Source organism: Leptodesmis sp. (assembly GCF_052746595.1).
The window spans coordinates 1-23,961 of record NZ_JBRAGO010000001.1 but is presented as its reverse complement, the minus strand read 5'-3'; the positions used below and the strand labels follow the sequence as shown (position 1 = coordinate 23,961).

Here is a 23,961-nt window from a genome sequence, read left to right as displayed (position 1 = left end):
CTGGTGACTGCCGGATAAGTTCCTCAGAAACTGGGGTGCATGACCAGATGACTTGTTCCTATTGAATGCCATTTGCGTAACATTCAGTGATCAAACGGATAAGTTTTGAGAACATTACGGAACTCTAAGCCCTGTTCTCCAGTCCCAAATGGCGGGAACACTAACAATATCTCTGACTAAAGCCTAATTTTATCTGGAGCAACCGAGACGCGCACTATGCCAGCATCATCTTTCTACGCTGAAGCAGAATACGACGAGCAATTATACACTCGGAGTTTTCAGTCGGACAGTTCCGACGAGGACCAGACGGTGGATGACTTGATGAGTCTGGAAATGGACTCGATCGATCCAGCCAACCTCCAACGTGCGGCCACTCGTCGCACCACTGATCTGGTTCGCCTCTACCTGCAAGAAATTGGTCGGGTTCGCTTGTTAGGGCGAGATGAAGAAGTCTCGGAAGCTCAACGGGTGCAGCGTTACATGGGCCTTTTGGAACTGCGTCAGGCAGCGGCTGCACAGGAAGCTGGCCCAATTTGTCGCTATGTGGAGTTAGTGGACAGTCACGATCGCCTCACTTCCCAACTGGGCCACCGTCCCTCCCTGGAACGCTGGGCTTCAGATGCTGGGGTGGATGTTCAGGATTTGCGTCCGATTCTGGCTGAAGGCAAACGTTACTGGGCGGCGGTTGCTAAGCTGTCTGTGGAAGAACTGGAAAGAATTCAGGCAGAAGGCATCCGGGCTAAGGAACACATGATTAAGGCCAATCTGCGCCTGGTGGTTTCGGTTGCCAAAAAATATCAGAATCGTGGACTGGAATTACTGGATCTGATTCAGGAAGGCACCCTGGGACTGGAACGAGCCGTAGAAAAATTTGACCCCACGAAAGGCTATCGCTTCAGTACCTATGCCTACTGGTGGATTCGCCAGGGCATTACGCGGGCGATCGCCACTCAAAGCCGCACCATCCGCCTGCCCGTCCATATCACGGAAAAACTGAATAAGATCAAGAAAGCTCAGCGCAAAATCTCTCAAGAAAAAGGCCGCACTGCCACCATTGAAGATATTGCTAACGAACTGGAAACGACCCCACCCCAGGTACGGGAAGTGCTGCTGCGGGTGCCTCGCTCCGTGTCTCTGGAAACCAAAGTCGGTAAAGAAAAAGATACGGAACTGGGAGAATTGCTGGAAACCGATGAAGTCACTCCCGAAGATACCCTGATGCGGGAAGCTCTGCGTCGGGACTTACAACAACTGCTGGCTGACCTGACCGCACGGGAACGGGATGTGATTCAAATGCGCTTTGGTCTGGGGGATGGAAAGCCCTACTCCCTGGCTGAAATTGGTCGGGCACTGGATCTCTCCCGTGAACGGGTACGCCAGATCGAGGCGAAAGCTTTGCAAAAGCTGCGTCAGCCCAGGCGTCGCAACCAGGTGCGGGATTATTTGGAAGCCTTAACCTAACCTTTTCCTCCTGATTCGCTCTCCTTTGGCCTGCTTTCAGGCCACCCTCTGGGGGTTGGTGGACTCCACCAGCCCTTTTGGGTTTCAACAGAAAGCAAAGGCTAGAAAGGATCAGCACCTGTAATTTTCAGTCTCTGCGGTCGGTACTGGCCGTAGTTAAAGTTGCCAACAAAGGGACCGTAGGGTATGGTCAGGTTCGCGGCGATCGTACCGGATGACAGAGTAAAATTTGTGCAACAGGGTATTTGGAATCGGTGGAGGAGAAAAGAGCTATGGCTGAACTAACTCCGGTAATGGTTGGGATAGGATGTTTTGCGATCGCTTTTGTGCTGGCGAGCCTGGTGGAATATTGGGTACACCGACTGATGCACCAACCGCTCCGATTTGGGGAACGCCATCGCGATCACCACCGCCGTAATGAGGGTCAGGGAGTCATCTGGGAATTCCTGGCCTACGTTCGAGGTACGATCATCATCATGCTGCCGATGTTTTTTGTTTCCATCCCTGCTGGCATCGGTTGGACGTTAGGAGGACTGGTCTATGCTGCTTTCTCCTCCTATGCCCATCAACTGCAGCATGACAATCCGACAAAATGCTTCTGGATGAAGATGCCTGTTCACTACGTCCACCATAAATATGGTATGTGGCATCACAACTTCGGCCTTGGTGTGGACTGGTGGGATCATGTGTTTGGCACGTATAAATCGGTGGCATGGCTGACCGAAGAGGAACTTAGCCAGTCCGATCGCAATCTGCTGCAACTGCGGTGGTGGTAAGTCCTTTTGGCTACATCCGGTCATTAATCATTTGTTCTCTGTCAAATGATCAATGACAATAGCTGTCAATTCCAAAAATTTTTCGTCCCTCGGAAGCGTCTCCAGAAAGCGTGTGATATGGTTCCTAAAACCCGTCTTTCGTATCACAGGGTGTCTATTGGAGGAATCAGTATCGTGAGTTATTTTGCTGAAGCAAAGGCACATTTCATTGCTAGCCACCAAAATCCGATTAATCAGGCACTGCACCATTTAACGAATATTCTGGCTATCGCGGCGGTCATCTATCTGTTTATTGACTGGCGGATCACGATCGTCTGCCTCATTCTGACCCAGGTATTCGCCCTCAGCGGTCACGCCTTCTTTGAAAAGAATGAACCTGCTTTCGTCAAATATCCTGGCATTACTATCCTGGCTTCTCTTTCCTGGTCATTTGAAAATTGGTTTGGATTACGGCAAGTCTTAGAGTATTTCAAGGAATTGGGGGCTAAGGATTAATCGATTGATGTCTCCTTTTGAATAGTGGTCAATCCTCCCAGTCATCTGTGAAGGTTCGGGGATGTTCCCAATCATTTTCGATCGCCGTTTCCAACTCAATCAACTCTGCTTCTTTCTTAGACTGAGCCAACGATGGCAAAGGTACTTCCAAAGGAATTGAGCTTGAATTGGATAGCGTTTGTTGGAGGTTCGCCAGTTCTGCCTTTTCTTGAGCAGCTTGCTGTGCAGTCAGTTCCTCTAAGTGCAAAGGTTTGACAACGCGGGTAATAGCTTCCTGAATAAAGGCCTTAATGAATTCGTCTTTGCGGTTGAGTTGAAACTGGCGTTGTACCACTTCGGTAATTCCCCCATCGCCCCAGTCCTGGTCTTGTCGGAAGTATTCAATGAAGCTTTTTCCGGCAATGCGGGTGAGATAAGCCGCTGCAACAGCCTGGATGGCTCGCCCGACAATGATGCCACCCAGACTCAGTTCTAATGCAGTGGTTATCAGGGCGATCGCGCCTTTGATAATGCCCAGGCCAGCCATTGTTTTACTAAGCGATAAAGCCAGCTCCCGACCCCGTTCCAGGTCAATCTCACAGCCGTAGACCCGGCCAATCTCTACCACCATCTGAGCATTGACGGCAGCAGCTCCTAACAGATCCACCAGGGGTAAAGGGGTGGCCGCAATCACACCTGCCCCAATCCATTGAAAGCGATTGACGATTTGATCGGCCTGACAGCGACGTTCTCTGTCAATTACGGCACGAGTTTCATCGGCCAATCGTTGAGATTGCAAGAGGATATTGTCCGCGACCAAGTATTCTCCTTCTGCTCGCAAGACTTCTGCCATGCGTTGCAGCAGCGGCATAATCTCCGGCTCGGGTTGCCAGAGGGAACCATCTTCTAGCTGCACAGGTTGAGGATTGGCGGAGACGGCAATAATATCAGTGGGTGCTACCAGCCCCCGCAGCCGTTGTCGTAAACGAGCCAGGATGGCTTCTCGATCTTCATCCAGGTAGAGGTCGGTTTTGTTGAGAATGATCAGCGATCGCTTACCAATTTCTGTTAACGCAGCCAGGGGGTCATACTCCGATCGCCGCAAGTCGTTATCCAATACAAATAGCAATAAATCGGCTTCAGTAGCAAGTTTGCGGGCGAGTTGTTCCCGTTCCGTTCCGGCCACACCCGCTTCTAAAATACCGGGAGTATCAATGATGTGAATGTCCCGATTCATCCCCTTTAGTTGCAGCACGTAGGTCTGCCCCGCTTCTGTGGTGCCCATTGTTGCTCCCACTTTGCCTACCACCTGACCAATGACTGCATTCACCAGGGAGGTTTTTCCTGCCGATCCTGTGCCGAATACCACGACCTGAATGTCTCCCCGTGATAGGCTCTGTTCAATTTGTCGCGATCGTAGCAGTAACTCCCGACGAGCCACTTCATCTTGAATTTGTGCCACCTGCTGACGAACTGCTTTCAAAGTTTCTCCTGCCACCTCTTTCTTGTCTGTGGGCAGTTGGGGGGGGTGCCGTCGCCGCTGTTTGCGCTGCTCCGCCCGACGCGGCAGAATGAACAGGTAGTAAATCAAAGCAGCAACCAAGCTGGCAAGCAGGGCAATGATCAGCAGCAACAGTACCTGGGAGAGCAGGGGAGAATACAATGATACCTGCCAGAGCAACCGTTGCAAGGAATCGATCAGCCAGATGGATGCCCCCAGGATAGCAAATAGACCAGCAGCAAAGGCAATCAGGCGAGGGAGGCGCATAGGGAGAGGGAAAGAGGATCGGGGGGAGGGTTTGTTTTATTTTAGAACTCTGGATATTGGCGGGTGGTCAGGAATGGGGATGAAATTGTTGGCTGTCCTCTATAAACAAACAGAAAGCAGAGAGCAAAACTCCTTCTGCCCTCTGCCTTCTGCCTCGCTGGTTTTCTGCCCTGATTAGCAGGTTGCCAGGGTCAGATCAGGGGATGCTTGACAGTAGCTGGGCAGGGATTGACGCAAGCGATCGCCATACAACGCCAGGGCATTGCCTCCTAAGAGACGGGCGAGATGAGTGCGATCGTAGTTGGTTTTGGTGGCAGCATCCCGGACACAGTTTTGTAGCACGCCATCCCAGTGGCCATAGTCACCGGAAAAGCAGGCCAGCCGTTTGCCCACTTCGCCCATTGCCAGGTGCATATACGTGGGGGCGGGATCATCGGATTCAAAGGAGACAAAGATTTGTCCCCGCTCGAAATACTCCATTGGATCTCGGTGACGCAGATCGTAATGTTCGTACAGGCTGGCATCGTCGATCTGGGTGGGGTCGTGTTCCTTTGTCCACAGCAGATCAAACAGATTCTTCACCTGACTAATCACACTGGTGCTGTTGTGGGTACCCCGTTCCTGCAACATCAGCTTGGTGACATCCATCACAGGGGGACGGTAGGGATGTTTGGGATCAAAGTCGCGAATGCGTTTTTCCCAGTGTTCGTGCATGGCATGGGCGAGGTCGGGGAGCCAACCACAACCACCTTCCAGAAAACCGACTCGCAGGGTGGGAAATTGTTCAAAGGCACCATCAAAAACCATGCGAGTCATGGCGTGTTGTTGCTGGTTACGCTGCACAAAGATATGGGTCAGCACAAAGGTTTCCATGTGGTCAGCGATGCCCCCCATCATGTAGGAACCGGGTGCGCCATGAATGCCCAGGCCGATATTCAAATCAACTGCTGCTTGCAGGACGGGCCGGAAATCGAGATGGCTGATCGGTTTGCAGGTGCGGATGTCGGGGAAGGCTTCTGGTGCTCTGGGATGGGGCACGGGTAGGTTGGGCGGAACAGCAACTCCAATCATCCCCAGTTCATTGACACAGCGATGCATTTCTTTAATTGCTTCATCCACATCCTGTAGTGGTAACACCCCAATAGGTTTCAGCCGATCGCTGTAGGGACGGCAATCATCGGCCATATAGCTGTTGTAGGCTTTGCACAGGGCGATCGCCAGATCCGTATCCAGCAATCCGGAAAAGATCAGGTTCAGCGTTCCATAGATCACATGCACATCAATGCCTTCCTGATCCATGTGCTCAATCCGGGGACGGTTGAATATCGCTCCCAGGGTGGTTTCGGGATGCAGGGTACGGAAGCCACCCTTGCCTAAGCCACTGGGTTGGGGAAACAGTTGCACTAAATCCTTTTCACCAGTTTTGGGATTGAAATCCACAATTTTGACGCGCTGATCGCCCAATTTATCAATGATTAAACCAATGCGATCGCGATACTCCGGATCCAGATAATCCCGCATAATCAAGGGATTCTCCAGCTTATGAGCATCGGCATCAATGACCAACAAACCGTCGTACATCGTAACTCCTTGCTATTAACTTCACGATCCTAAAAACAATAATCCTGAAGACTGCATGATTCGTCATTAAACCACCCAATCTTCAGGATTGAAAGGGAACCCAACTGTTCCGCTCAGAGGGCTGAGTCAAGTTTTTAGAACCAACAGGAGCAGTGGAAGTCAGGCTTACTCAGCGGTTGCCAGTTCTTCGGTGCTGCCCCGGTTACGCCGACGGGTGAGGGAGTTAAATAGCATAACGCCGATCGCCTTGATTAAGCTGCCTTCCAGTTCCCTAAACATCTTCATGTTTAGGCCAAAGGCATCATTGGCTTCATCGACGATCCGATTGGCCATTTCCTCGTCTACGGCCAGATCATTCATGGCCTGACGGTACTTATTCTTAAAGGCTTTCTCATCCGAGATGGTTTTGAACTCGTAGAAATTGGTGCCTTCTCCCTCGTTCAAGTTCATGCCCCGTTGAGCGATGCCCTTGAGAATTTGCCCACCAGACAGGTCGCCCAGGTAACGGGTGTAGGAATGAGCCACCAGCAGTTCTGGAGCCGTGTTGGAGACTTCCCGGATGCGAGCTACATACTCTTGTGCTGCTTCTGAAGGAGCCACTTGATCCCGCCAGTTAGAGCCGTAGTAGTAGTACAAATCTTGTTCCAGAGCAGACTTTCGGTTCAGTTCGGGGAAGTAGATTTGAGACACTACGGGATGGTTCCGTTGCCGTTCCATCTCTTCTTCCATGGCTGAATACACGAAGTAAAGGTTGGAAACCAGCTTCCGGTAAGACGTTTTCTCAACGGTTCCTTTTAAGAAACAGGCAATAAATCCAGTATTTTCTGCCATGGTATGCGATTTCTTGGTTCCCTCACGCAGCTTGATTGCTAAATTGCTACTCATGCTAAATATCCAGCTTAGGGTTGGTGTGCAGATGTAAGAATCGTCTCAAACGCTAAAAAGCACCTAAATTGTTACGTTAGACCGATTTGATGAGCGTTTTTGTTAAAAATTCTGAAGTGAGTTTGCCAAAATAGTGACTTAGCCAAGGCATTAAAAAACTAGAGCCACTGGGAATTGAGAAAAGCGTGAGGGATCAACCCTTTTCCCAATTGCAGCACTCTGGTTTTCTCAGATTTTACTTAATGATTCTTAAACTTCTAGCCTTCATTGGCCACCACTTGCGGCAGACCCATGCTGTAGTTCAGCACGCGGCTATTCAGGTTGTAGGAGATTTCGCCTTTTTGCAGCAGCGATCGCACAAAGTGTTCCAGATCTGAACCAATCCGGCGCAGGTTATATTCCGTCAAATCTGCATCATTGTAGGATTCAACCAGTTCATCAAACTTGGCGTAAACCTTCTGGAGGGATTCCTCCGTCCAGTTGAATTCATTATCTGGATCCACATCCAGCGTCAGAACATTGTCACTAGGAACCAGTTCGTTTTTTTCCACTACAGCAGTGAAAATGTGGATATGGCGGGTGGTTGACTTCAACAGCATGGGACGACGGGTTGGCTACCTCACGTGTACGTCCTCATTGTAAAGAGAAATTGCACCGTATACCAAACATTTCATGGCGATAGAATTGGCTCAATGCCTTGCTTAGAGGCCAATCTAGTCAGATCATGGTCTAAGACGAGGGAAACTTTCGCACATGGTACTCTGCCCCTTCTACCAGCTTGTAAGTGTCTGCTCCCATTTGTTCCGAAAACTGCTTTTCTGTTGCTTCTATAACTTCTGCCGGAATGGACTTCCAGGCTTCCAGGTTGGCCCAGTGGATCACCAGAATCACTTCCTCCGGCTTGTGGGGATTAATCCAGACTTGTTTCCCTAAAAAGCCAGGATATTTGGCGAGAGCAGCCGTCCAGATCGCTTCATCCTTTTGGATAAAAGCTTCTCGCAATTCTTCGGCAACTTGCACTTTCAACCATTCAACGACCATCGATCGCCCTCTACTTTTATGAGCATTTCTATAACAGTGTAAATCTGGTTCCAGGGCGATCGTCTTTCCAGGTGCGGTGAGCCGTACTTCAGGACACCCCAGAACCAGGGTTAGATCTGACAGAATAGGGAGTGTTAGTGGGAGAGGATTGCTTTAGCGCTGGGTTAACCCCAAACAACGCTCGGCGATCGCATCCGTTCTTAATTCGCCGATTTCAGGAAGGCTGCATGGACAACAATCATTGGCTGACACAGCTACTTATGTTAGGGGTGAGCACCACAACCCTGGTCGTGGATAAGCTGCGGGAAGTAAACGATGAACTGATTAAGGACGGTAAACTCAATCCTGAGCAGGCCAAAGAGGTGATGGATGATTTGCTGCAAAAGCTCAAGAGTGAGCAGGGCAATTTTGAAGGTCAAATACAGCGACAACTGCGCAACTTACTGCAAGATGTTGGCGTGCCTCGCCAGTCGGAAATGGATGAACTGCGGGGACGCATCGATCGCTTGGAACGTCAGCTCCGGGAATTAGAAAATCGGTTGTGGCGTTAAGGTTTGGATGTCCTATGTTGATCCCTCCTGGGTTTAGCCAGCGCTCTGTTCCCACATCGTTGGGCAGAATGGTTTATTACGCGCCTGATTCAGAATCCTTGCAATTGGCGGAAGGTGGCTCAGCGGCCTCTCCACTGGTCTTTTTACATGGGTTTGGCGGTGGCTCCTCGGCCTATGAATGGTCAAAGGTGTATCCAGCCTTTGCTTTTGACTATCAGGTATTGGCTCCCGATTTATTGGGATGGGGTCGATCGGATCATCCCGTCCGCAGTTATCGGGTTGAGGATTATACCTCCACCATCATCGAGTTTGTAGAGCAAACTTGTGGTGGTGAACCAGTGCCAGTGGTGGCTTCTTCCCTGACGGCGGCCATGACGATCCGGGCCGCGATCGCCCGTCCCGAACTCTTCAAAAGCTTGATTCTGACCACGCCAGCCGGATTATCAGATTTTGGCGAAAACTACACCAAGAGCTTCTTTGCTCAGTTGGTCAAAACCCCCATTCTGGACAAGCTGATTTACAGCTTGGGTGTGGCTACCCGTGAAGGCATTCGGGCATTCCTAGAACAGCGCCAATTTGCTCGACCAGAACGGGTCTACCCTGAAATTGTGGAAGCTTACCTGGAATCAGCCACCCAGCCCAATGCGGAGTATGCGGCCTTATCGTTTGTGCGGGGCGACCTCTGCTTTGATTTATCGCTCTACATCCCCCAGTTAACTGTGCCGACGGCCATAATTTGGGGTCAGCAGTCCCAGTTTACAGGGCCAGAAATTGGTCGCCGCCTCGCAGACCTAAATCCGCAGGCGGTAAAAGCGTTTCAAGTTTTGGAGGATGTGGGACTCACGCCGCAGTTGGAATTGCCTGCCGTTACGATCGCCCTGATTCGCCGCTATCTAGTAGAGCTGAGCGTAAACCCACCCCTTATCCCTCACACCTAATACCCAAACCCTGACAACCTCCAGCCCTACAAGGGACTAGCCCTTCTTCTCTAAAATTCGGATATCCCGCACATTCAGGTTAGAGAAATTGTAGTTAAACCCTTCTAGTTCGATCGGGGTGCCAATTTTGATCTTGTTATTTCCCAGAACTGGCCCATTTTTGGTGATTTGAGCATTTCCTTCCAGTGTCACCAGCAAATTCTTACTAAGACCGGCTTCGGGTCGGGGATCGGGGACTGAAATGGCTTTACCGTCTGGCATAGGAATATAAACGTTGTCCTCCAGAGGTTTTACAGATTTAATCTTTACCTCTCCGTAAGGCTGGTTGCGGATCACAATGCTGGTTTTATCTCCTGGCTTCAGCAAACCCTCAACATTCTGGGCGGCTACTCGAATTACAACCTCCACTTCCACAGGTTTGGTCGTGGAGCCAATTTGAGCCACTGATCCAGAAGCTCCTGGAAAAACGAAGATGCCAATCAGAACCAGCAAAATGACCAGACCTGCGCCCAAGTCTAAAATACTGACCTTACCAAACAAGCGCCCCTGGGAGTCCACAACAGCCATGTACCATCACCTCAATCTTTGCAACGAACCACTTTAGACCAATGGACTTGGTTTAAACCTTGTCCAACTTCAGAACCGTAGTTTCTCTGATCGGAAAACGATCGTTCTCTAGCTGAACTTGGTTTATGAGCGCTTTTCAGTGTAGCGAAAATTAGGACAATCATTCCTGAGAAACTGATAAAGTACATAGCAAGTCCATGTTGAACGAATTCAACAATTGTTTTTTAGCAAGGATGTGATGAGATGAACGGTGTGATTTGTAAAGCAACTCCACTCAGCATTTTATTAGCAGTTTGTGTGTTTACTTCGGCTCCAGTTCAAGCTCAAACCTCTAATGCCGATCGCTCTGAATGTATGCAAAAAGCGATAGATAGCAGTAATCCTGCCCAACAAATCATTGCTTTAGGTCGAGCTGTAAACCTGGCTCGACAGGCGGCTGAGGCGGCGAATGGAGGGTTAACCAAATATCAGGCGGATGCTTCCATGCATGGGCCAGCGTCGATCGCTCCCTGTGTAGACAATGGCGACGGTACCTGGACGTTTACCGTGAAAGGGGGCAAACCGGGATTCACGACCCCTACCCAGGAAACGATTGTGAAAGTCGATGGTAATATCTGGAAGGTCACAATTGTTTCCAATGGCCCTATTCGCTAAGGAATGCGAATAGATTAAGGTGAAAGGCTTGGGTAGGGTCGAATGGCCATTTGTCTCTACCCAGATGTGTCGAATTTAGAGGAACATTAGTATAAGTTGCTACTTGATTACGGGTAGAACGCCAGTTGCGGCAGCCCCAGGGTTTCATCCCAACCCATCATCAGGTTAAGGCATTGGATCGCCTGTCCTGCCTGTCCTTTCAACAGATTGTCGATCGCTGACATCCCGATCACTCTGGCGGTGCGGGGATCCACTTCCAACCCCAGATAGCAGAGATTCGTTCCGGTAGCCCACTTTGTCTGAGGATAAACGCCACTGGGTAATACCTTTACCCAGGGAGAATTGCGGTAAAAGGCATTAAAGATAGTCAGTAAATCATCCCGTACCAGACCCGGATCCCGAATGGTGGCGTAAACAGTCGCCAGGATACCACGGGGCATGGGAATCAGGTGCGGTGTGAATTGCACCAGGATCTCATGGCCCGCCAAATCGCTACACACCTGCTCAATCTCCGGTGTATGGCGGTGGCGACCCACTCCATAAGCTCCAAAGGAACCATCCGCTTCTGCCAGCAGCATATTGATTTTCGGCTGCCGTCCCCCTCCGGAAGTTCCCGATTTGGCATCGATAATTGCGGTTTCCGGCACGATTAAGCCTTGTTTCAGCAGCGGAGCCAGAGCCAGCAGACTGGCAGTAGGATAGCAGCCCGGACAGCCGACCAGTTGGGCCTGGGCAATGCGATCGCGGTACAGTTCCGGCAACCCGTAAACTGCCTGTTCTGCAGTGGCCTGGTCGGTGCGTTCGACTCCATACCAGGATGTGTACACCGAGAGGTCAGAAAAGCGATAGTCTGCCGACAGATCCAGTACTTTACAGCCTCTTTCCAGCAGGGTGGGAACCATCTTGCAGGCTAACCCATTGGGCAGGGAGAGGAACACCACCTGACAGCGATCGGCAATTTTATCCAGGTCGATCGGTTCAATGATCTGCTTTACTCGATGTTCCAGATGTGGATACAGAGCGGAAAAGGGTTGTCCGGCACTGCTATCTCCCCCCAGATAAGCCAACTCTAAATGAGGGTGATCCATCAAAATCCGAACTAATTGCACACCGCCATACCCCGAAGCGCCGATGATTCCGACAGGGACACGTCCCATATCACCCATGATGCTGTACCTTCCTGCGGACTGAACCTAGAGACTTTGCTGCATTGTAGTACTAGACAAAAGATTTGTGGAAGGTGAAGTCACTAATCTGGCCAACCCGATCACGAATTAGAATTTAAACATGAGGAACTCTTTAAATAACTTAACGGTATTATCTTGAACACCTCTGCAGATTCAGCTTCGGTTTCCCCTACTTCGTTTCAGTTTGACTCTATCCCTGCGGCCCTCGCCGATCTCAAAGCAGGCCGCGCCCTCGTTGTGGTAGATGACGAGAACCGGGAAAATGAGGGTGATGTCGTGTGTGCTGCCCAGTTCGCAACCCCTGACATGATTAACTTCATGGCCGTGCAGGCGCGGGGTTTAATTTGTCTGGCTATGACGGGTGCCCGGTTGGATGAACTGGACTTACCCTTGATGGTATCGAAAAATACAGACAGTAATCAGACGGCGTTTACGGTCAGCATTGATGCCTCTCCCAGTGCTGGTGTCTCCACCGGAATTTCGGCAGACGATCGCGCCCGTACCATCCAAGTTGCCATCAATCCCGCCACTCGCCCGGATGATTTACGCCGTCCGGGTCACGTTTTCCCGATTCGTGCCAGGGAAGGCGGAGTTTTGAAACGGGCAGGCCACACGGAAGCGGCGGTTGATCTGGCACGACTGGCAGGGCTGTATCCGGCAGGTGTCATCTGTGAAATTCAGAATCCCGATGGCTCAATGGCGCGACTGCCGCAACTGATTGAATACGCTCAGAAGCATAACCTGAAAATTATCAGTATTGCTGACTTAATCAGTTATCGGCTGGAGCATGAACGGTTGATTGCTCGCGAGGCGATCGCCGACCTGCCCACAGAATTCGGTCACTTCAAAATTTACGCCTATCGCCATACGCTGGATAATTCGGAGCATGTTGCGCTCGTCCGGGGCGACCCCACACAATTTGCCAATCAACCCGTCCTGGTGCGAATGCACTCCGAATGTCTCACAGGGGATGCCCTGGGTTCGCTGCGCTGTGATTGCCGGATGCAACTTCAGGCCGCTTTAAAGATGATTGACAGTGTTGGACAGGGCGTGGTCGTTTACCTGCGCCAGGAAGGTCGGGGTATCGGCCTGGTCAACAAACTGAAAGCCTACTCTCTGCAGGATATGGGACTGGATACAGTACAGGCTAACGAGCATTTGGGATTTCCGGCAGACCTGCGAAACTACGGCATGGGCGCTCAAATTCTCAACGATCTGGGTGTGCGTCAGATGCGTTTGATTACCAATAACCCCCGTAAGATTGCCGGACTCAAAGGCTATGGCCTGGAAGTAGTGGAACGGGTGCCCTTACTGATTGAAGCCACCTCCTATAACTCCTCCTATTTAGCAACTAAGGCAGAAAAATTGGGCCACTGGATGCTACAGACGTACCTGATGACGATCGCCCTTCAGTGGCAGGATGAACCTCTGGCCCTTACCGAGTCCTACAAACGCCTGGAACATCTGCGTCAGCTCGCTAAAACCTACAACCTCCGGGTTCAAGAAGAAGTGCGTCCGTTAGCCAAAGCCGTATTCGGAAATGCCCTCACCGTGCATCTGGGCTTTGTACAACCCCAGGCCACTGCTGCCGACTGGTATCGTCACCCTGGGGAATTTGTCGATGCGATCGCCCACATTCTCGATGCCCTGGCGACAACTCCCCACCTGCGCCAATTGGAATTTATCGTTTCCTCCGGTTCCGATCCACTGACGGGGTTACAGGTGCAGCTCGATCGCCAAACTTTTCCCCTCAGCCAGAAACCCTCTACCGTCTGCCAATCCCTGCAGACCCAAACCATTTATTCTTTTACCTAATCTCTGCCAGTGACTGAGAGGCCGCCCACAATAATCGAGGGGGTATAGCAGGAACCATTCCAATCGGCATCGCCACCCAGTTCCACCAATTGTTTGAGCGCGGTGTAGACATTGCCAGAAACCATTGTGTCTTTCACGCGGCCCAGAATCTGACCATTTTTCACCCAATAGCCCAAATCCACGTTGATCGAAAAATCGCCGGAGATACCCGCTCCACCGCCCAGCATTTGATCCACAATCAGGCCATTCTCCATGCTGGCAATTAAGTCTGATAAGGATTTTGTGCCATGACGCGATCGCGTTGCCGGACTGACAATCAGATTAAACATACCGGGACTGGGATAGCTACCTAACCCTGGACGAAATCCATTACCCGTCGTGCCACTACCTAAGTTGCGGCCCGTGGTGCGATCGGCATAGAACAACTTGAGGACACCACTGTCGATAAAGGTGATGGGACGGGTGGGAGTACCTTCATCATCAAAGGGACAGCTAAATGGTCCCATATCGGGGTGTTGGGCCAAGGTTAACTCTTCCGAAGTGACGACTTCATTTAAGCGATCGCTCCAGGGAGAGGCTCCTTCAATCACCTGTTTACCATTTAAGGCAGCCTGTACCGTACCCCAGAGCATATCGGCGGCCTTGGAGGTAAACAGAATTGGCACCCGGCCATTCATCGAACTGGTATTTTCCTTGGCCCAATCTAAACGGAGTACGACTTGGTGTGCCAAGGCCTCTGGATCCAGGCTGCCCCGTCGAGTTTGACCATCGTAGACGCTGAGAAAATCATCTCCCCGAATCCACTCTGCCGACAGGGAGCAACTCAGGGTGGTGTCTGTGTAGCTGCAATCTAATCCTTTGGAGTTGATCAGGTGAGTCGTTTCGGCTTCACATTCCCATTCCGCGTCACACAGGACTTCCGGGTAAGCCTCCCGCACCAGCGAGATCGCCTGTTTGCCCCACTCCACCAGTTGCCCAACGGCGATCGTTTCTCCCAGGTCAGAATAAGCGGCTTTGGAGACTTCCCCCAGTTCGATTTCTTCCGGCTCATTCAGACTGCTTAAGGCCAGTGCTCGATCGACCAGCGTTTGCGGTTCCACAGGCCCATAGGCAACAGCTAATCCCGGTTGTCCCCCGCGCCAGAGACGCAGAGCTAATCCTTCTGCCTGAGCGCTTTCCAGTTGTTTCAGGCGGTTAGCCTCAAAAAAAACGGGACGGGACAGCGATCGGGATTGAAATACTTCCGCTGCCTCTGCTCCCGATCGGGTCGCCAGCTCTAATATCTGCTCTGCCAGCGTGTCGTGCTGTAAATCGTCGGAACCCATAACCTCTCAGCAATCAGGTCTGTAAAAGCCCTTTCCCCATCAGATTTAGAATCACTTTACGCTAATTTGGGATCCTGCAATAACCAGAATCCGGCAAATGCTTCTGTGTCCGGACTGGCCTGAATCGCCAGAAAGTGGACTCCCTGGGCTATCTGTTTGGCTGTAGTAAAATTTTTGGCCTCGGTCTGCAATGGGGAACTGTTTAAGGATGCAAGAATCCAGCGATTGTTCACTCCTGTCGTCAGCAGCAACTGTTTCAGTTCTGGGTCGAAGCTCACCATGCCCAGTTCCAGACCAGACATCCAGGCGGCCATCGGAGTTGCACGGGTCGTGAAAATCAGTAATCCTGGAATCAATGCCGCCGGTTCCAGCCCTGCCAGACGGAGCGGAAATCCTTCACCAAAGGCGATCGCCCAGTCGGTCATTTCCTCCAATGCAGCAGCTTCCAGGGTGACAAAGGCCCATTTCTCGCCCCGTAATGCATCCGGTAGAACCTGAGGAGCGGTTTCCGCAAAACTGACCGAAGGATTGGTTCCCGGTTGAAAGCCTGGATGTTGGGGATACTCCTCCTGCATCCGCTGCTCTAGCCACTGGGTTAAGCGATAGGTACGCAGGCTCAGCACAGCCGGAATTCCCAATTCCTCACAAGCCTTTGTGATCATGTTATTCATTGCCTGCCGAAAAAAACGAATCCGGGTAGGCGGTTTGGGAGCCTGGGCGATCGCCGTTTTCAACACCTGCTGCAGGTGAGCCGAATTCACCTCCGTACTGGCACAATACTCGGCATAGCGGAACAAAGCATCAGGTTGCGTCTTCACGTCTAAAGGACTCTCGCAAACCAGAACTTCCCAAATTTTTTTACCGTTCTCATCCACTAGCGGACGAGAGTAAAAATCAAGTTCCCAAATCGTTGTCATTGGAGGGCAAATTGGCAAACCGCCATCTGAGATACCTGTAAAAGGCTACCATGGTAGCTTTTCCCCACACACAACAATCTATTTGCTGTCCAATTATTAAAAATCATGACATTATCAACCAGAGGTGTTGCATTGCCAGGTCAGCTTCCGGGAGTTGACCAATCTTCAAAATAACTCCCTATCCCCGATCTTCCCTACTCCCCATTCCCTCATCCCCAATTCCCAATCCCTTCTAATAGTGTGAAACTGAATGAACGTTTTACTGCTGTATCCTCGCTTTCCCAAAAGCTTCTGGTCTTTTGAAAAAACCTTAGCCCTGGTCAACCGCAAAGCCATGCTACCACCGCTGGGCCTGGTCACAGTGGCAGCAATTTTGCCTCAAGAGTGGAACTTCAAACTAGTTGATCGCAATGTGCGACAGGTGACGGAAGCTGAATGGGCCTGGGCCGATCTGGTGATTCTCTCGGCCATGATTGTGCAGAAGGAGGATCTGCTGGAGCAAATTCAGGAAGCGAAATGGCGGGGGAAACGGGTAGCCGTCGGTGGCCCCTATCCCACTGCCCTCCCCGGAGAAGTCAAAGCTGCTGGGGCCGATTATTTGATTCTGGATGAAGGCGAAATTACACTCCCGATGTTTGTAGTGGCGATCGCGCAGGGCGACCAAACGGGAATTTTCCGCTCTGGTGGTGAAAAACCGGATGTCACCGAAACGCCCATTCCTTGCTTTGATTTACTGGAGTTCGATGCCTATTCCGAAATGGCCGTCCAGTTCTCACGCGGATGCCCTTTTCAGTGCGAGTTCTGTGACATTATCGTGCTGTATGGCCGCAAACCCCGCACCAAAACGCCGGAGCAATTGCTGGCGGAACTGGAACGCCTGTATGAGCTAGGCTGGCGGCGCAGTATTTTCATGGTGGATGATAACTTCATTGGCAACAAACGTAATGTCAAGCTGCTGTTGAAAGAATTGCAACCCTGGATGGTCGAGCACCGTTATCCCTTCTCCTTTGCCACGGAAGCTTCTGTGGATTTAGCCAAGGATCAGGAACTGATGGATGCGATGGTGGCCTGTAATTTCGGATCAGTCTTTTTAGGCATTGAAACACCAGACGAAGAAAGTTTATCCCTAACGCAGAAATACCAGAATACGAGAGATTCTTTAAGCGATTCGGTACAGGCGATCGTGCGATCGGGCCTGCGGGTAATGGCCGGATTCATCATCGGCTTTGATGGCGAAAAACCCGGAGCCGGATCCCGGATCGTTAAATTTGTGGAACAAACCACGATTCCGACAGCCCTGTTCAGCATGTTGCAGGCATTACCCGATACGGCCCTCTGGCATCGCCTGAAAAAGGAAGGCCGTCTCCGTAGCGACAACTCCAATGGCAACCAGACCGTCCTGATGAATTTTGTCCCCACTCGTCCCCTGGAAGACATTGCCCGTGAGTATGTAGAAGCGTTTTGGGAACTGTATGAACCCAAACGGTTCCTTGATCGTACTTACCGCCATTTTCTTTTACTGGGAGAAGCTACCTATCCCAAAAAAGGTAAATCTGCCAAGAAAAAAGTAGATTGGATCGCCATCCGCGCCCTGCTAACCATTTGCTGGCGACAGGGAGTGGTACGCGACACCCGTTGGCAGTTCTGGCGCAATTTGTATAACATGGCCCGCCTCAATCCCGGTGGCCTCAGCAGCTATTTATCTGTCTGCGCCCAAATTGAGCATTTTGTCGAATACCGCGAAATCGTTCGCCGTGAAATTGAAGCTCAGGTGGAAGAGTTTTTGCGCCAGGAGGGCGATCGGCAGCGAGAAGCGGTGCAAGCTTAGTCACCCTGGCGACTGAAGTCGTGGCTATACCGAGAAAACCTACCGACGCAGGTTACTGAAAACCTTGATTGTGTTGAGTCTGCATCGGCAGCCTTTGTTAGTTTAGTCGGTTAGTGTAGTTGCATTTTAACCGCTAGATACTTTTCAACCGCCCTCTTAAACTCCCAAAACCGCCTTTCTAGCCCGCTCCTCTCGATCGTTCGCTTCCGCCATCACATCGTCCATTTTTTCCAGCATTTCACCGGGATAATTTTCCAATACCTTGGTAGACAGGGAGATGCGGCCCCGACCTTCTTCCAGATTGACAATCATGGCTTTGATCGGTTGGCCAATTTGGAAGAGATTGGGCAACGATTCCACGTAGCGATTGCTGATCTGGTTAATGTGCAACAAACCACTGGTGCCGTTCAAATCGACAAATGCACCAAACGGTTTGATACTACTGATCTTACCTTCCACCAGTTGACCGATTTCCAGTTGGCTAAAGGCCGCCGATCGCGAGGCCAACCGATTTGACAGCACCAACCTATTCCGCTCCGGATCCAAATCTAGAATACTGGCGGTTAGCGTCGTGCCTTTGAGGGACTCCAGGTCGTCTTTTTCGTTGAGGTGCGATCGGGGAATAAATCCCCGCAGTCCCTGCACATCCACCGTCACCCCACCTTTGTTTGTGCCTGTGACCCGCACCTGCAGACTTTCGTTACTATCCTGCGCTTCTGCCATCCGATCCCAGGCTTTCTTCATCTCCAACTGTTTCAGAGAGAGGGTGATTTGCCCATCCGCATCCTGTTCCCGGATGATCAAAAACTCCCGTTCTTCCTCCAAGGGCATGATGGCAGAGGGATCCTTCACCATTCGTAAGCTAGCCTCCCACAGTGGCAGAAAAGCCAACGATTTAGCTCCAATATCCACGAAAATTCCATCGGTGTCATAGCTAACAGCTTTCCCCGTGACCACCTGCCCCTTCTCAAAAGTATAGTCGTAACTTGCCAGCGCTTTGGCAAAGTCATCCATTGAAAAAGATGTGTCGGCAGATCGGGAGCGAGCAGATTTCGAGTCCATAGAAACTGACAGACTAATTAAGCCTTCTTACTATATCCCCTTCTACCCCACACCCCACCTCCCAAGTACGGTAAATACCCCTTCATCAAAAGCTCCAATCGAGATCAGTATAGAAACAGGCGTGCTGTGCTTACAGGTGGAATGGGTTTAGCTTCCAGAGTTGACCTGACCGCTTCACGGTTGCTCAGCGTGGCAGATGAAAGCCACTAAAATTTCTTAATGTTTTTTAGTTGATGGAGCCGAAGCAGCAATGGCAAAAGTTGTTGGAATTGACTTGGGTACAACGAACTCTTGTGTAGCGGTGATGGAAGGTGGCAAACCCACCGTAATTGCCAATGCGGAGGGATTTCGGACTACTCCCTCAGTCGTTGCATTTGCCAAAAATGGCGATCGCCTGGTGGGCCAGATTGCCAAGCGTCAGGCGGTGATGAACCCTGAAAATACGTTCTACTCGGTGAAGCGGTTTATTGGTCGTCGCTTTGATGAAGTGACCCACGAAACCACCGAAGTGTCTTACAAAGTTGTGAATGTCAACGGCAACGTGAAGCTGATTTGCCCCATTGCTGACAAGCTATTCGCTCCCGAAGAAATCTCGGCGCAGGTGTTGCGGAAACTGGTCGATGATGCCAGTAAGTATCTGGGTGAGCAGGTGACTCAAGCCGTAATTACTGTGCCCGCTTACTTCAACGACTCCCAGCGGCAAGCCACCAAGGATGCCGGAAAGATTGCTGGGATTGAAGTGCTGCGGATTATCAACGAACCTACGGCAGCATCCCTGGCTTACGGGTTAGATAAGAAGAGTAATGAAACGATTCTGGTCTTCGACTTAGGGGGCGGTACGTTTGACGTATCTATCCTGGAAGTAGGCGATGGCGTATTTGAAGTGATGGCTACTTCCGGGGACACCCACCTGGGCGGCGACGACTTTGACAAGAAGATTGTGGACTATCTGGCCGAGGAGTTCAAAAAGTCAGAAGGAATTGACCTGCGGAAGGATAAGCAAGCCCTGCAACGGTTGACGGAAGCGGCAGAAAAGGCCAAGATTGAACTTTCCAGCGTCACTCAGGCCGAAATTAACCTGCCCTTTATTACGGCAACTCAGGATGGGCCAAAGCACCTGGATATGACCCTGACCCGCGGGAAGTTTGAGGAACTGTGTGCCGATCTGATCAAGCGCTGTCAGACTCCCGTCGAAAATGCTTTGCGCGATGCCAAGATTGATAAGAGTGCGATCGATGAGGTAGTGATGGTTGGTGGTTCCACCCGGATTCCTGCTGTACTGGAGCTGGTGAAGCGCCTGCTGGGCAAAGACCCCAACCAGACCGTCAATCCAGATGAAGTAGTCGCTGTCGGTGCGGCCATTCAAGCGGGCGTACTGGCTGGAGAAGTGAAAGACATTCTGCTGCTGGATGTCACTCCCCTCTCCCTGGGAGTAGAAACTCTCGGTGGCGTGATGACCAAGATCATTCCTCGCAACACTACCATTCCCACCAAGAAGTCGGAAGTGTTTTCCACAGCCGTGGACGGTCAAACCAATGTGGAAATCCACGTCCTGCAAGGAGAACGGGAAATGTCCAGCGACAACAAGAGCCTGGGAACCTTCCGTCTAGATGGCATTCCTCCCGCGCCTCGTGGTGTTCCCCAAATCGAAGTCACTTTTGACATTGATGCCAACGGCATCCTGCAGGTGACCGCCAAGGATAAGGGCACAGGTAAAGAACAATCGATTAGCATTACCGGAGCTTCTACCCTGCCCAAGGAAGATGTGGAACGGATGGTGCGCGAAGCCGAACAGAATGCTGCGGCTGACAGGGAACGGCGGGAAAAGATCGATCTCAAAAACCAGGCTGATTCTTTGGCTTACCAGGCCGAAAAGCAAATGACCGAATTGGGCGACAAAGTCTCTGCCGATGACAAGTCCAAAGTCGAAGGCATGATTAAGGATCTGCGCGAGGCAATCAATCAGGAAAACTTCGATCGCATCAAGTCCCTCACTACTGAACTGCAACAAACCCTGTACACCATTGGTAGCAACATCTATCAACAGGCTGGGGCAGGCGCACCCGGAACTGGTGGCCCCACAGGTGACGGCGGCTCGGGTGCTGGATCTACAGGCGGTTCCGATGAAGATGTCATCGACGCAGACTTCACCGAGTCCAAGTAAGCGGCTCGCTGTAGAGTGCTCCATAAACTAAATCAAGGCTGGTAGGGGCTTCTATCAGCCTTTCTGATTGTGATCACCTCTCCCGTTTTTCCCAACCTGCACCTCACCCTTACTCAAATTTTCGCTGACAGCCGTTAAACCTAACGCTCACTCCGCGATCGCCTATCCTCTTCCTGAGGGGATCGTGGATGCTACCTTAGCTGCGACTTATGGCGGGTATAGTGCAGCAGAATTTTCCAGAAAGTGCGATCGTTAGCCCGTTGATCCGCTTTTGTAAATGTTATGCTAGGAAAGCACGAATTCTGGACGAGAACTACTGACATTTTTTGAGGCAGGGTTTAAGTCAGAAGAACAATTTCCCCAGAACTGTCTCAGAACTGGGAACTCACTCGTTCGCAGCAGCAGGAGATCGGCAACCCGTGGCCAAGAAGGAAGAAGCAGAATCGCAAAGCATATCATCCAAATTTGATGTTCAAGGCTTTCTGAAGGAAACGAAGGAAGAGCTTGATAAGGTAGTTTGGCCTACCCGACAACAATTGATTAGTGAGTCTGTGGCGGTCGTCCTCATGGTCGTCCTGTCTACAACGCTGATCTACCTGGTGGATAACTTCTTTGGATGGGCATCCAGGCAGGTGTTCGGATGACATATACATCAGACGAATTTCAGGGAACCGTTCCCACGGGCGCAGAGGAATCTGCTGAAGGTGGCTCTGCTGATACCTCTCGCTGGTATGCCGTTCAGGTTGCCTCAGGCTGTGAAAAGCGGGTAAAAGCGAATCTTGAACAGCGCATCCAAACTCTGGATGTGGCAGACAAGATTTTGCAGGTCGAAATTCCCCAAACGCCTGCCGTGAAAATTCGCAAGGATGGTAGTCGGCAAAATACTGAGGAGAAGGTCTTCCCTGGGTATGTGCTACTGCGAGTAAAGCGAACCTGGAACCAGGAACGGCAGCAGTGGGAAATGGATGACGAGGCATGGCTGGTGGTCAAAAACACCCCCAATGTGATTAACTTTGTGGGTGCCGAACAGCGTCGTCCTGGTCGGGGACGGGGGCACGTGAAGCCAATGCCACTGAGTCCCTCGGAAGTGGAACGGATCTTCAAGCAGGCTCAGGAACAAGAACCTGTGGTCAAAATCGATATGGCCTCTGGTGACAAGATTCTGGTGCTGTCGGGGCCGTTCAAGGACTTTGAGGGAGAGGTGATTGAAGTCAGCCCAGAAAGAAGCAAGCTGAAGGCTCTGCTTTCCATCTTTGGGCGCGATACTCCCGTGGAGTTGGAGTTTAATCAGGTTCAGAAGCAGAGTTAAGCAATGGCAAAAAAAGTAGCTGCAATTATTAAGTTGGCCCTCCCAGCGGGGAAAGCCAACCCGGCTCCTCCTGTTGGCCCTGCGTTGGGTCAGCATGGGGTCAACATTATGATGTTCTGCAAGGAATACAATGCCAGAACGGCAGATCAGGCAGGCATGATCATTCCGGTGGAAATTTCGGTGTATGAAGACCGGAGTTTTACCTTTGTGTTGAAGACCCCTCCCGCCTCTGTCTTGATTCAAAAGGCAGCCGGAGTGGATAAGGGTTCAGGAGAACCTAACCGGAAAAAGGTTGGTTCGATTACCCGTGCCCAGTTGGAAGAAATCGCTAAGACCAAAATGCCTGACTTGAATGCCAATGACATTCAAGCGGCAATGCGGATTGTGGAAGGGACAGCCCGTAATATGGGTGTCACCGTCAAGGACTAAGTTAACCCTAGCGGGGGAGAGTGAGAACTCGCTAAGACCCCAGGAGAGAGAGATGCCAAAGATTTCAAGACGATTGCGAGAACTGCAGGCCAAGGTGCAGGATCGCCCCTACCAGCCTTTAGAAGCACTGGAACTGCTGAAGGAGACGGCTACCGCTAAGTTTCCTGAGTCTGCAGAAGCCCACATCCGGTTGGGAATTGATCCCAAGTACACGGATCAGCAGTTGCGGACGACGGTAGTCCTTCCAAAAGGCACCGGGCAAACAGTACGAGTTGCTGTGATTGCGCGAGGCGAAAAAGTTACAGAAGCTTCTAATTCGGGTGCGGATATTGCTGGTTCCGAAGAACTCATTGACGATATTCAAAAGGGCATGATGAATTTCGATCTGCTGATCGCGACTCCAGATATGATGCCCCAGGTGGCCAAGCTGGGTAAGTTGTTGGGGCCACGGGGATTGATGCCCTCTCCCAAGGGCGGTACGGTGACATTTGATCTGGCACAAGCGATCGCAGAGTTCAAAGCTGGTAAACTGGAATTCCGTGCAGATCGCACCGGGATTGTGCACGTTTTGTTTGGCAAAGCCGCTTTTCCCACCCAGGATTTGCTGGTGAACCTGAAAGCACTGCAAGAGACGATCGATCGTAACCGTCCCTCTGGTGCCAAGGGCCGCTACTGGCGCAGTATGTATGTCTGCTCCACAATGGGACCTGCCATTCAGGTAGACATTCCCGGATTGCGGGATTTGAAGCTGGGAGAAGCCGCTTAGGAATTAGGCGTTAGGGATCAGAAGTCAACAGCTCCAATCCCTAATTCCTAGTACCTAATACCTAGTACCCTCTCTTCCCTGGTATTTCTATAAGGAGAATTGAACCCTTAAACACTTTCCCACAATCGAATCGCGAAGCCGTAGACAGCAGGGGCGTGTTGCTTAATCGCCTGCCGAGGAAGTAGCTAATTCAGTTCTGAACCTTACGGGTTTAACGTAAGGAAAAGAATGAAAGCGTGAACCTCGGCCTGTCATGACCGGGGTTTTTTCATTGGAGAAAAGAGTGGCAGGGAAGAGCAAACAGGTTTGTTGTGCAACGTACTAGAAGGAGGTGAAACACGAATGGGGAGAACCCTGGAAGAGAAAAAAGAGATGGTTGCCGAGTTAAAGGAAACTCTGAGCCAGTCACAACTTGCAGTTGTGATTGACTACAAAGGGTTGTCTGTAGCGGAAATTACTGATC

24 protein-coding genes and 1 other annotated feature are annotated in these 23,961 nt (G+C 51.1%); of the genes, 14 read left to right on the top strand and 10 right to left on the bottom strand.

Annotated elements, in window-relative coordinates:
- The first annotated feature begins 216 nt into the window (after positions 1-216).
- The 3 genes from sigC (at position 217) to ACUVQO_RS00110 (ending at position 2,732) form a co-directional block, all read left to right on the top strand.
- Complete coding sequence (sigC, locus tag ACUVQO_RS00120; RefSeq protein ID WP_445923861.1) at positions 217-1,461, top strand: RNA polymerase sigma factor SigC; 1,245 nt, start codon at positions 217-219, stop codon at positions 1,459-1,461.
- Positions 1,462-1,733: 272 nt separating this feature from the next.
- Positions 1,734-2,237: a sterol desaturase family protein gene (locus tag ACUVQO_RS00115; RefSeq protein WP_445923860.1), complete on the top strand. Its 504-nt coding sequence runs from the start codon at positions 1,734-1,736 to the stop codon at positions 2,235-2,237.
- A gap of 174 nt (positions 2,238-2,411) precedes the next feature.
- Positions 2,412-2,732, top strand: coding sequence for an Mpo1-like protein (locus tag ACUVQO_RS00110; protein WP_445923859.1), 321 nt, complete (start codon positions 2,412-2,414; stop codon positions 2,730-2,732).
- Positions 2,733-2,760: 28 nt separating this feature from the next.
- Here the strand turns inward: ACUVQO_RS00110 and ACUVQO_RS00105 are convergent, their stop codons facing one another.
- The 5 genes from ACUVQO_RS00105 to ACUVQO_RS00085 all read right to left on the bottom strand — a co-directional run bounded on the left by ACUVQO_RS00105 (position 2,761) and on the right by ACUVQO_RS00085 (position 7,986).
- Positions 2,761-4,479 (bottom strand): YcjF family protein, encoded by a 1,719-nt coding sequence (locus tag ACUVQO_RS00105; RefSeq protein WP_445923858.1) that lies wholly within the window; start codon positions 4,477-4,479, stop codon positions 2,761-2,763.
- Positions 4,480-4,653: 174 nt separating this feature from the next.
- Complete coding sequence (locus tag ACUVQO_RS00100) at positions 4,654-6,060, bottom strand: amidohydrolase family protein (protein WP_445923857.1); 1,407 nt, start codon at positions 6,058-6,060, stop codon at positions 4,654-4,656.
- 165 nt (positions 6,061-6,225) lie between these two features.
- Complete coding sequence (locus tag ACUVQO_RS00095) at positions 6,226-6,945, bottom strand: biliverdin-producing heme oxygenase (RefSeq protein WP_445923856.1); 720 nt, start codon at positions 6,943-6,945, stop codon at positions 6,226-6,228.
- Between the two features lie 257 nt (positions 6,946-7,202).
- Complete coding sequence (locus ACUVQO_RS00090) at positions 7,203-7,544, bottom strand: NAD(P)H-quinone oxidoreductase subunit M (RefSeq protein WP_445923855.1); 342 nt, start codon at positions 7,542-7,544, stop codon at positions 7,203-7,205.
- A gap of 130 nt (positions 7,545-7,674) precedes the next feature.
- Positions 7,675-7,986, bottom strand: a complete 312-nt coding sequence (locus tag ACUVQO_RS00085) for a TIGR03792 family protein (protein WP_445923854.1) — start codon at positions 7,984-7,986, stop codon at positions 7,675-7,677.
- Between the two features lie 227 nt (positions 7,987-8,213).
- Here ACUVQO_RS00085 and ACUVQO_RS00080 point away from each other — a divergent pair, with 227 nt between their 5' ends.
- The gene (locus ACUVQO_RS00080; protein ID WP_445923853.1) at positions 8,214-8,537 is read left to right on the top strand and encodes a phasin family protein; all 324 of its coding nucleotides are present in this window, start codon (positions 8,214-8,216) and stop codon (positions 8,535-8,537) included.
- 14 nt (positions 8,538-8,551) lie between these two features.
- Positions 8,552-9,475 carry an alpha/beta fold hydrolase gene (locus ACUVQO_RS00075; RefSeq protein ID WP_445923852.1) on the top strand — a complete coding sequence of 308 codons (924 nt, stop codon included), beginning with the start codon at positions 8,552-8,554 and terminating at the stop codon, positions 9,473-9,475.
- A gap of 36 nt (positions 9,476-9,511) precedes the next feature.
- On the opposite strand, the gene ACUVQO_RS00070 is transcribed toward ACUVQO_RS00075, so the two are convergent.
- Entirely contained in the window at positions 9,512-10,042 is a 531-nt protein-coding gene (locus ACUVQO_RS00070; protein ID WP_445923851.1) for a DUF4330 domain-containing protein, read from the bottom strand.
- A 243-nt stretch (positions 10,043-10,285) separates the two neighbouring features.
- Between ACUVQO_RS00070 and ACUVQO_RS00065 the strand changes: the two genes are divergently transcribed.
- The gene (locus ACUVQO_RS00065) at positions 10,286-10,696 is read left to right on the top strand and encodes a hypothetical protein (RefSeq protein ID WP_445923850.1); all 411 of its coding nucleotides are present in this window, start codon (positions 10,286-10,288) and stop codon (positions 10,694-10,696) included.
- 107 nt (positions 10,697-10,803) lie between these two features.
- Here the strand turns inward: ACUVQO_RS00065 and argC are convergent, their stop codons facing one another.
- A complete protein-coding gene (argC, locus tag ACUVQO_RS00060; protein ID WP_445923849.1) occupies positions 10,804-11,862 on the bottom strand; it encodes an N-acetyl-gamma-glutamyl-phosphate reductase in 1,059 nt (352 codons plus the stop codon).
- Between the two features lie 156 nt (positions 11,863-12,018).
- On the opposite strand from argC, the gene ribBA reads away from it, so the two are divergent.
- Entirely contained in the window at positions 12,019-13,698 is a 1,680-nt protein-coding gene (gene ribBA, locus ACUVQO_RS00055) for a bifunctional 3,4-dihydroxy-2-butanone-4-phosphate synthase/GTP cyclohydrolase II (RefSeq protein WP_445923848.1), read from the top strand.
- Here ribBA and ACUVQO_RS00050 read toward each other — a convergent pair.
- Together ACUVQO_RS00050 and ACUVQO_RS00045 are read right to left on the bottom strand one after the other, a co-directional pair.
- Positions 13,695-15,023 carry a TldD/PmbA family protein gene (locus tag ACUVQO_RS00050; RefSeq protein WP_445923847.1) on the bottom strand — a complete coding sequence of 443 codons (1,329 nt, stop codon included), beginning with the start codon at positions 15,021-15,023 and terminating at the stop codon, positions 13,695-13,697. The genes ribBA and ACUVQO_RS00050 overlap by 4 nt on opposite strands.
- Before the next feature lie 56 nt (positions 15,024-15,079).
- Positions 15,080-15,940, bottom strand: coding sequence for a Tab2/Atab2 family RNA-binding protein (locus ACUVQO_RS00045; RefSeq protein ID WP_445923846.1), 861 nt, complete (start codon positions 15,938-15,940; stop codon positions 15,080-15,082).
- Between the two features lie 250 nt (positions 15,941-16,190).
- On the opposite strand from ACUVQO_RS00045, the gene ACUVQO_RS00040 reads away from it, so the two are divergent.
- Complete coding sequence (locus tag ACUVQO_RS00040; protein WP_445923845.1) at positions 16,191-17,768, top strand: B12-binding domain-containing radical SAM protein; 1,578 nt, start codon at positions 16,191-16,193, stop codon at positions 17,766-17,768.
- Between the two features lie 156 nt (positions 17,769-17,924).
- Here the strand turns inward: ACUVQO_RS00040 and ACUVQO_RS00035 are convergent, their stop codons facing one another.
- Complete coding sequence (locus tag ACUVQO_RS00035) at positions 17,925-18,830, bottom strand: S1 RNA-binding domain-containing protein (RefSeq protein ID WP_445923844.1); 906 nt, start codon at positions 18,828-18,830, stop codon at positions 17,925-17,927.
- Between the two features lie 250 nt (positions 18,831-19,080).
- Here ACUVQO_RS00035 and dnaK point away from each other — a divergent pair, with 250 nt between their 5' ends.
- From dnaK to rplJ, 6 genes are all read left to right on the top strand, one after another.
- Positions 19,081-20,994, top strand: coding sequence for a molecular chaperone DnaK (gene dnaK / locus ACUVQO_RS00030; protein ID WP_445923843.1), 1,914 nt, complete (start codon positions 19,081-19,083; stop codon positions 20,992-20,994).
- A 419-nt stretch (positions 20,995-21,413) separates the two neighbouring features.
- Positions 21,414-21,638: a preprotein translocase subunit SecE gene (gene secE, locus ACUVQO_RS00025; protein WP_445923842.1), complete on the top strand. Its 225-nt coding sequence runs from the start codon at positions 21,414-21,416 to the stop codon at positions 21,636-21,638.
- Positions 21,635-22,303: a transcription termination/antitermination protein NusG gene (gene nusG, locus ACUVQO_RS00020; protein WP_445923841.1), complete on the top strand. Its 669-nt coding sequence runs from the start codon at positions 21,635-21,637 to the stop codon at positions 22,301-22,303. Before secE ends, nusG begins: the two co-directional genes overlap by 4 nt.
- Positions 22,304-22,306: 3 nt before the next feature.
- Positions 22,307-22,732 carry a 50S ribosomal protein L11 gene (gene rplK, locus ACUVQO_RS00015; RefSeq protein WP_445923840.1) on the top strand — a complete coding sequence of 142 codons (426 nt, stop codon included), beginning with the start codon at positions 22,307-22,309 and terminating at the stop codon, positions 22,730-22,732.
- Between the two features lie 52 nt (positions 22,733-22,784).
- A complete protein-coding gene (gene rplA / locus ACUVQO_RS00010) occupies positions 22,785-23,498 on the top strand; it encodes a 50S ribosomal protein L1 (protein WP_445923839.1) in 714 nt (237 codons plus the stop codon).
- 120 nt (positions 23,499-23,618) lie between these two features.
- Positions 23,619-23,777: a sequence feature (ribosomal protein L10 leader region), on the top strand.
- A 63-nt stretch (positions 23,778-23,840) separates the two neighbouring features.
- The coding region (gene rplJ / locus ACUVQO_RS00005; RefSeq protein ID WP_445923949.1) for a 50S ribosomal protein L10 at positions 23,841-23,961 on the top strand (121 nt) is incomplete at its 3' end.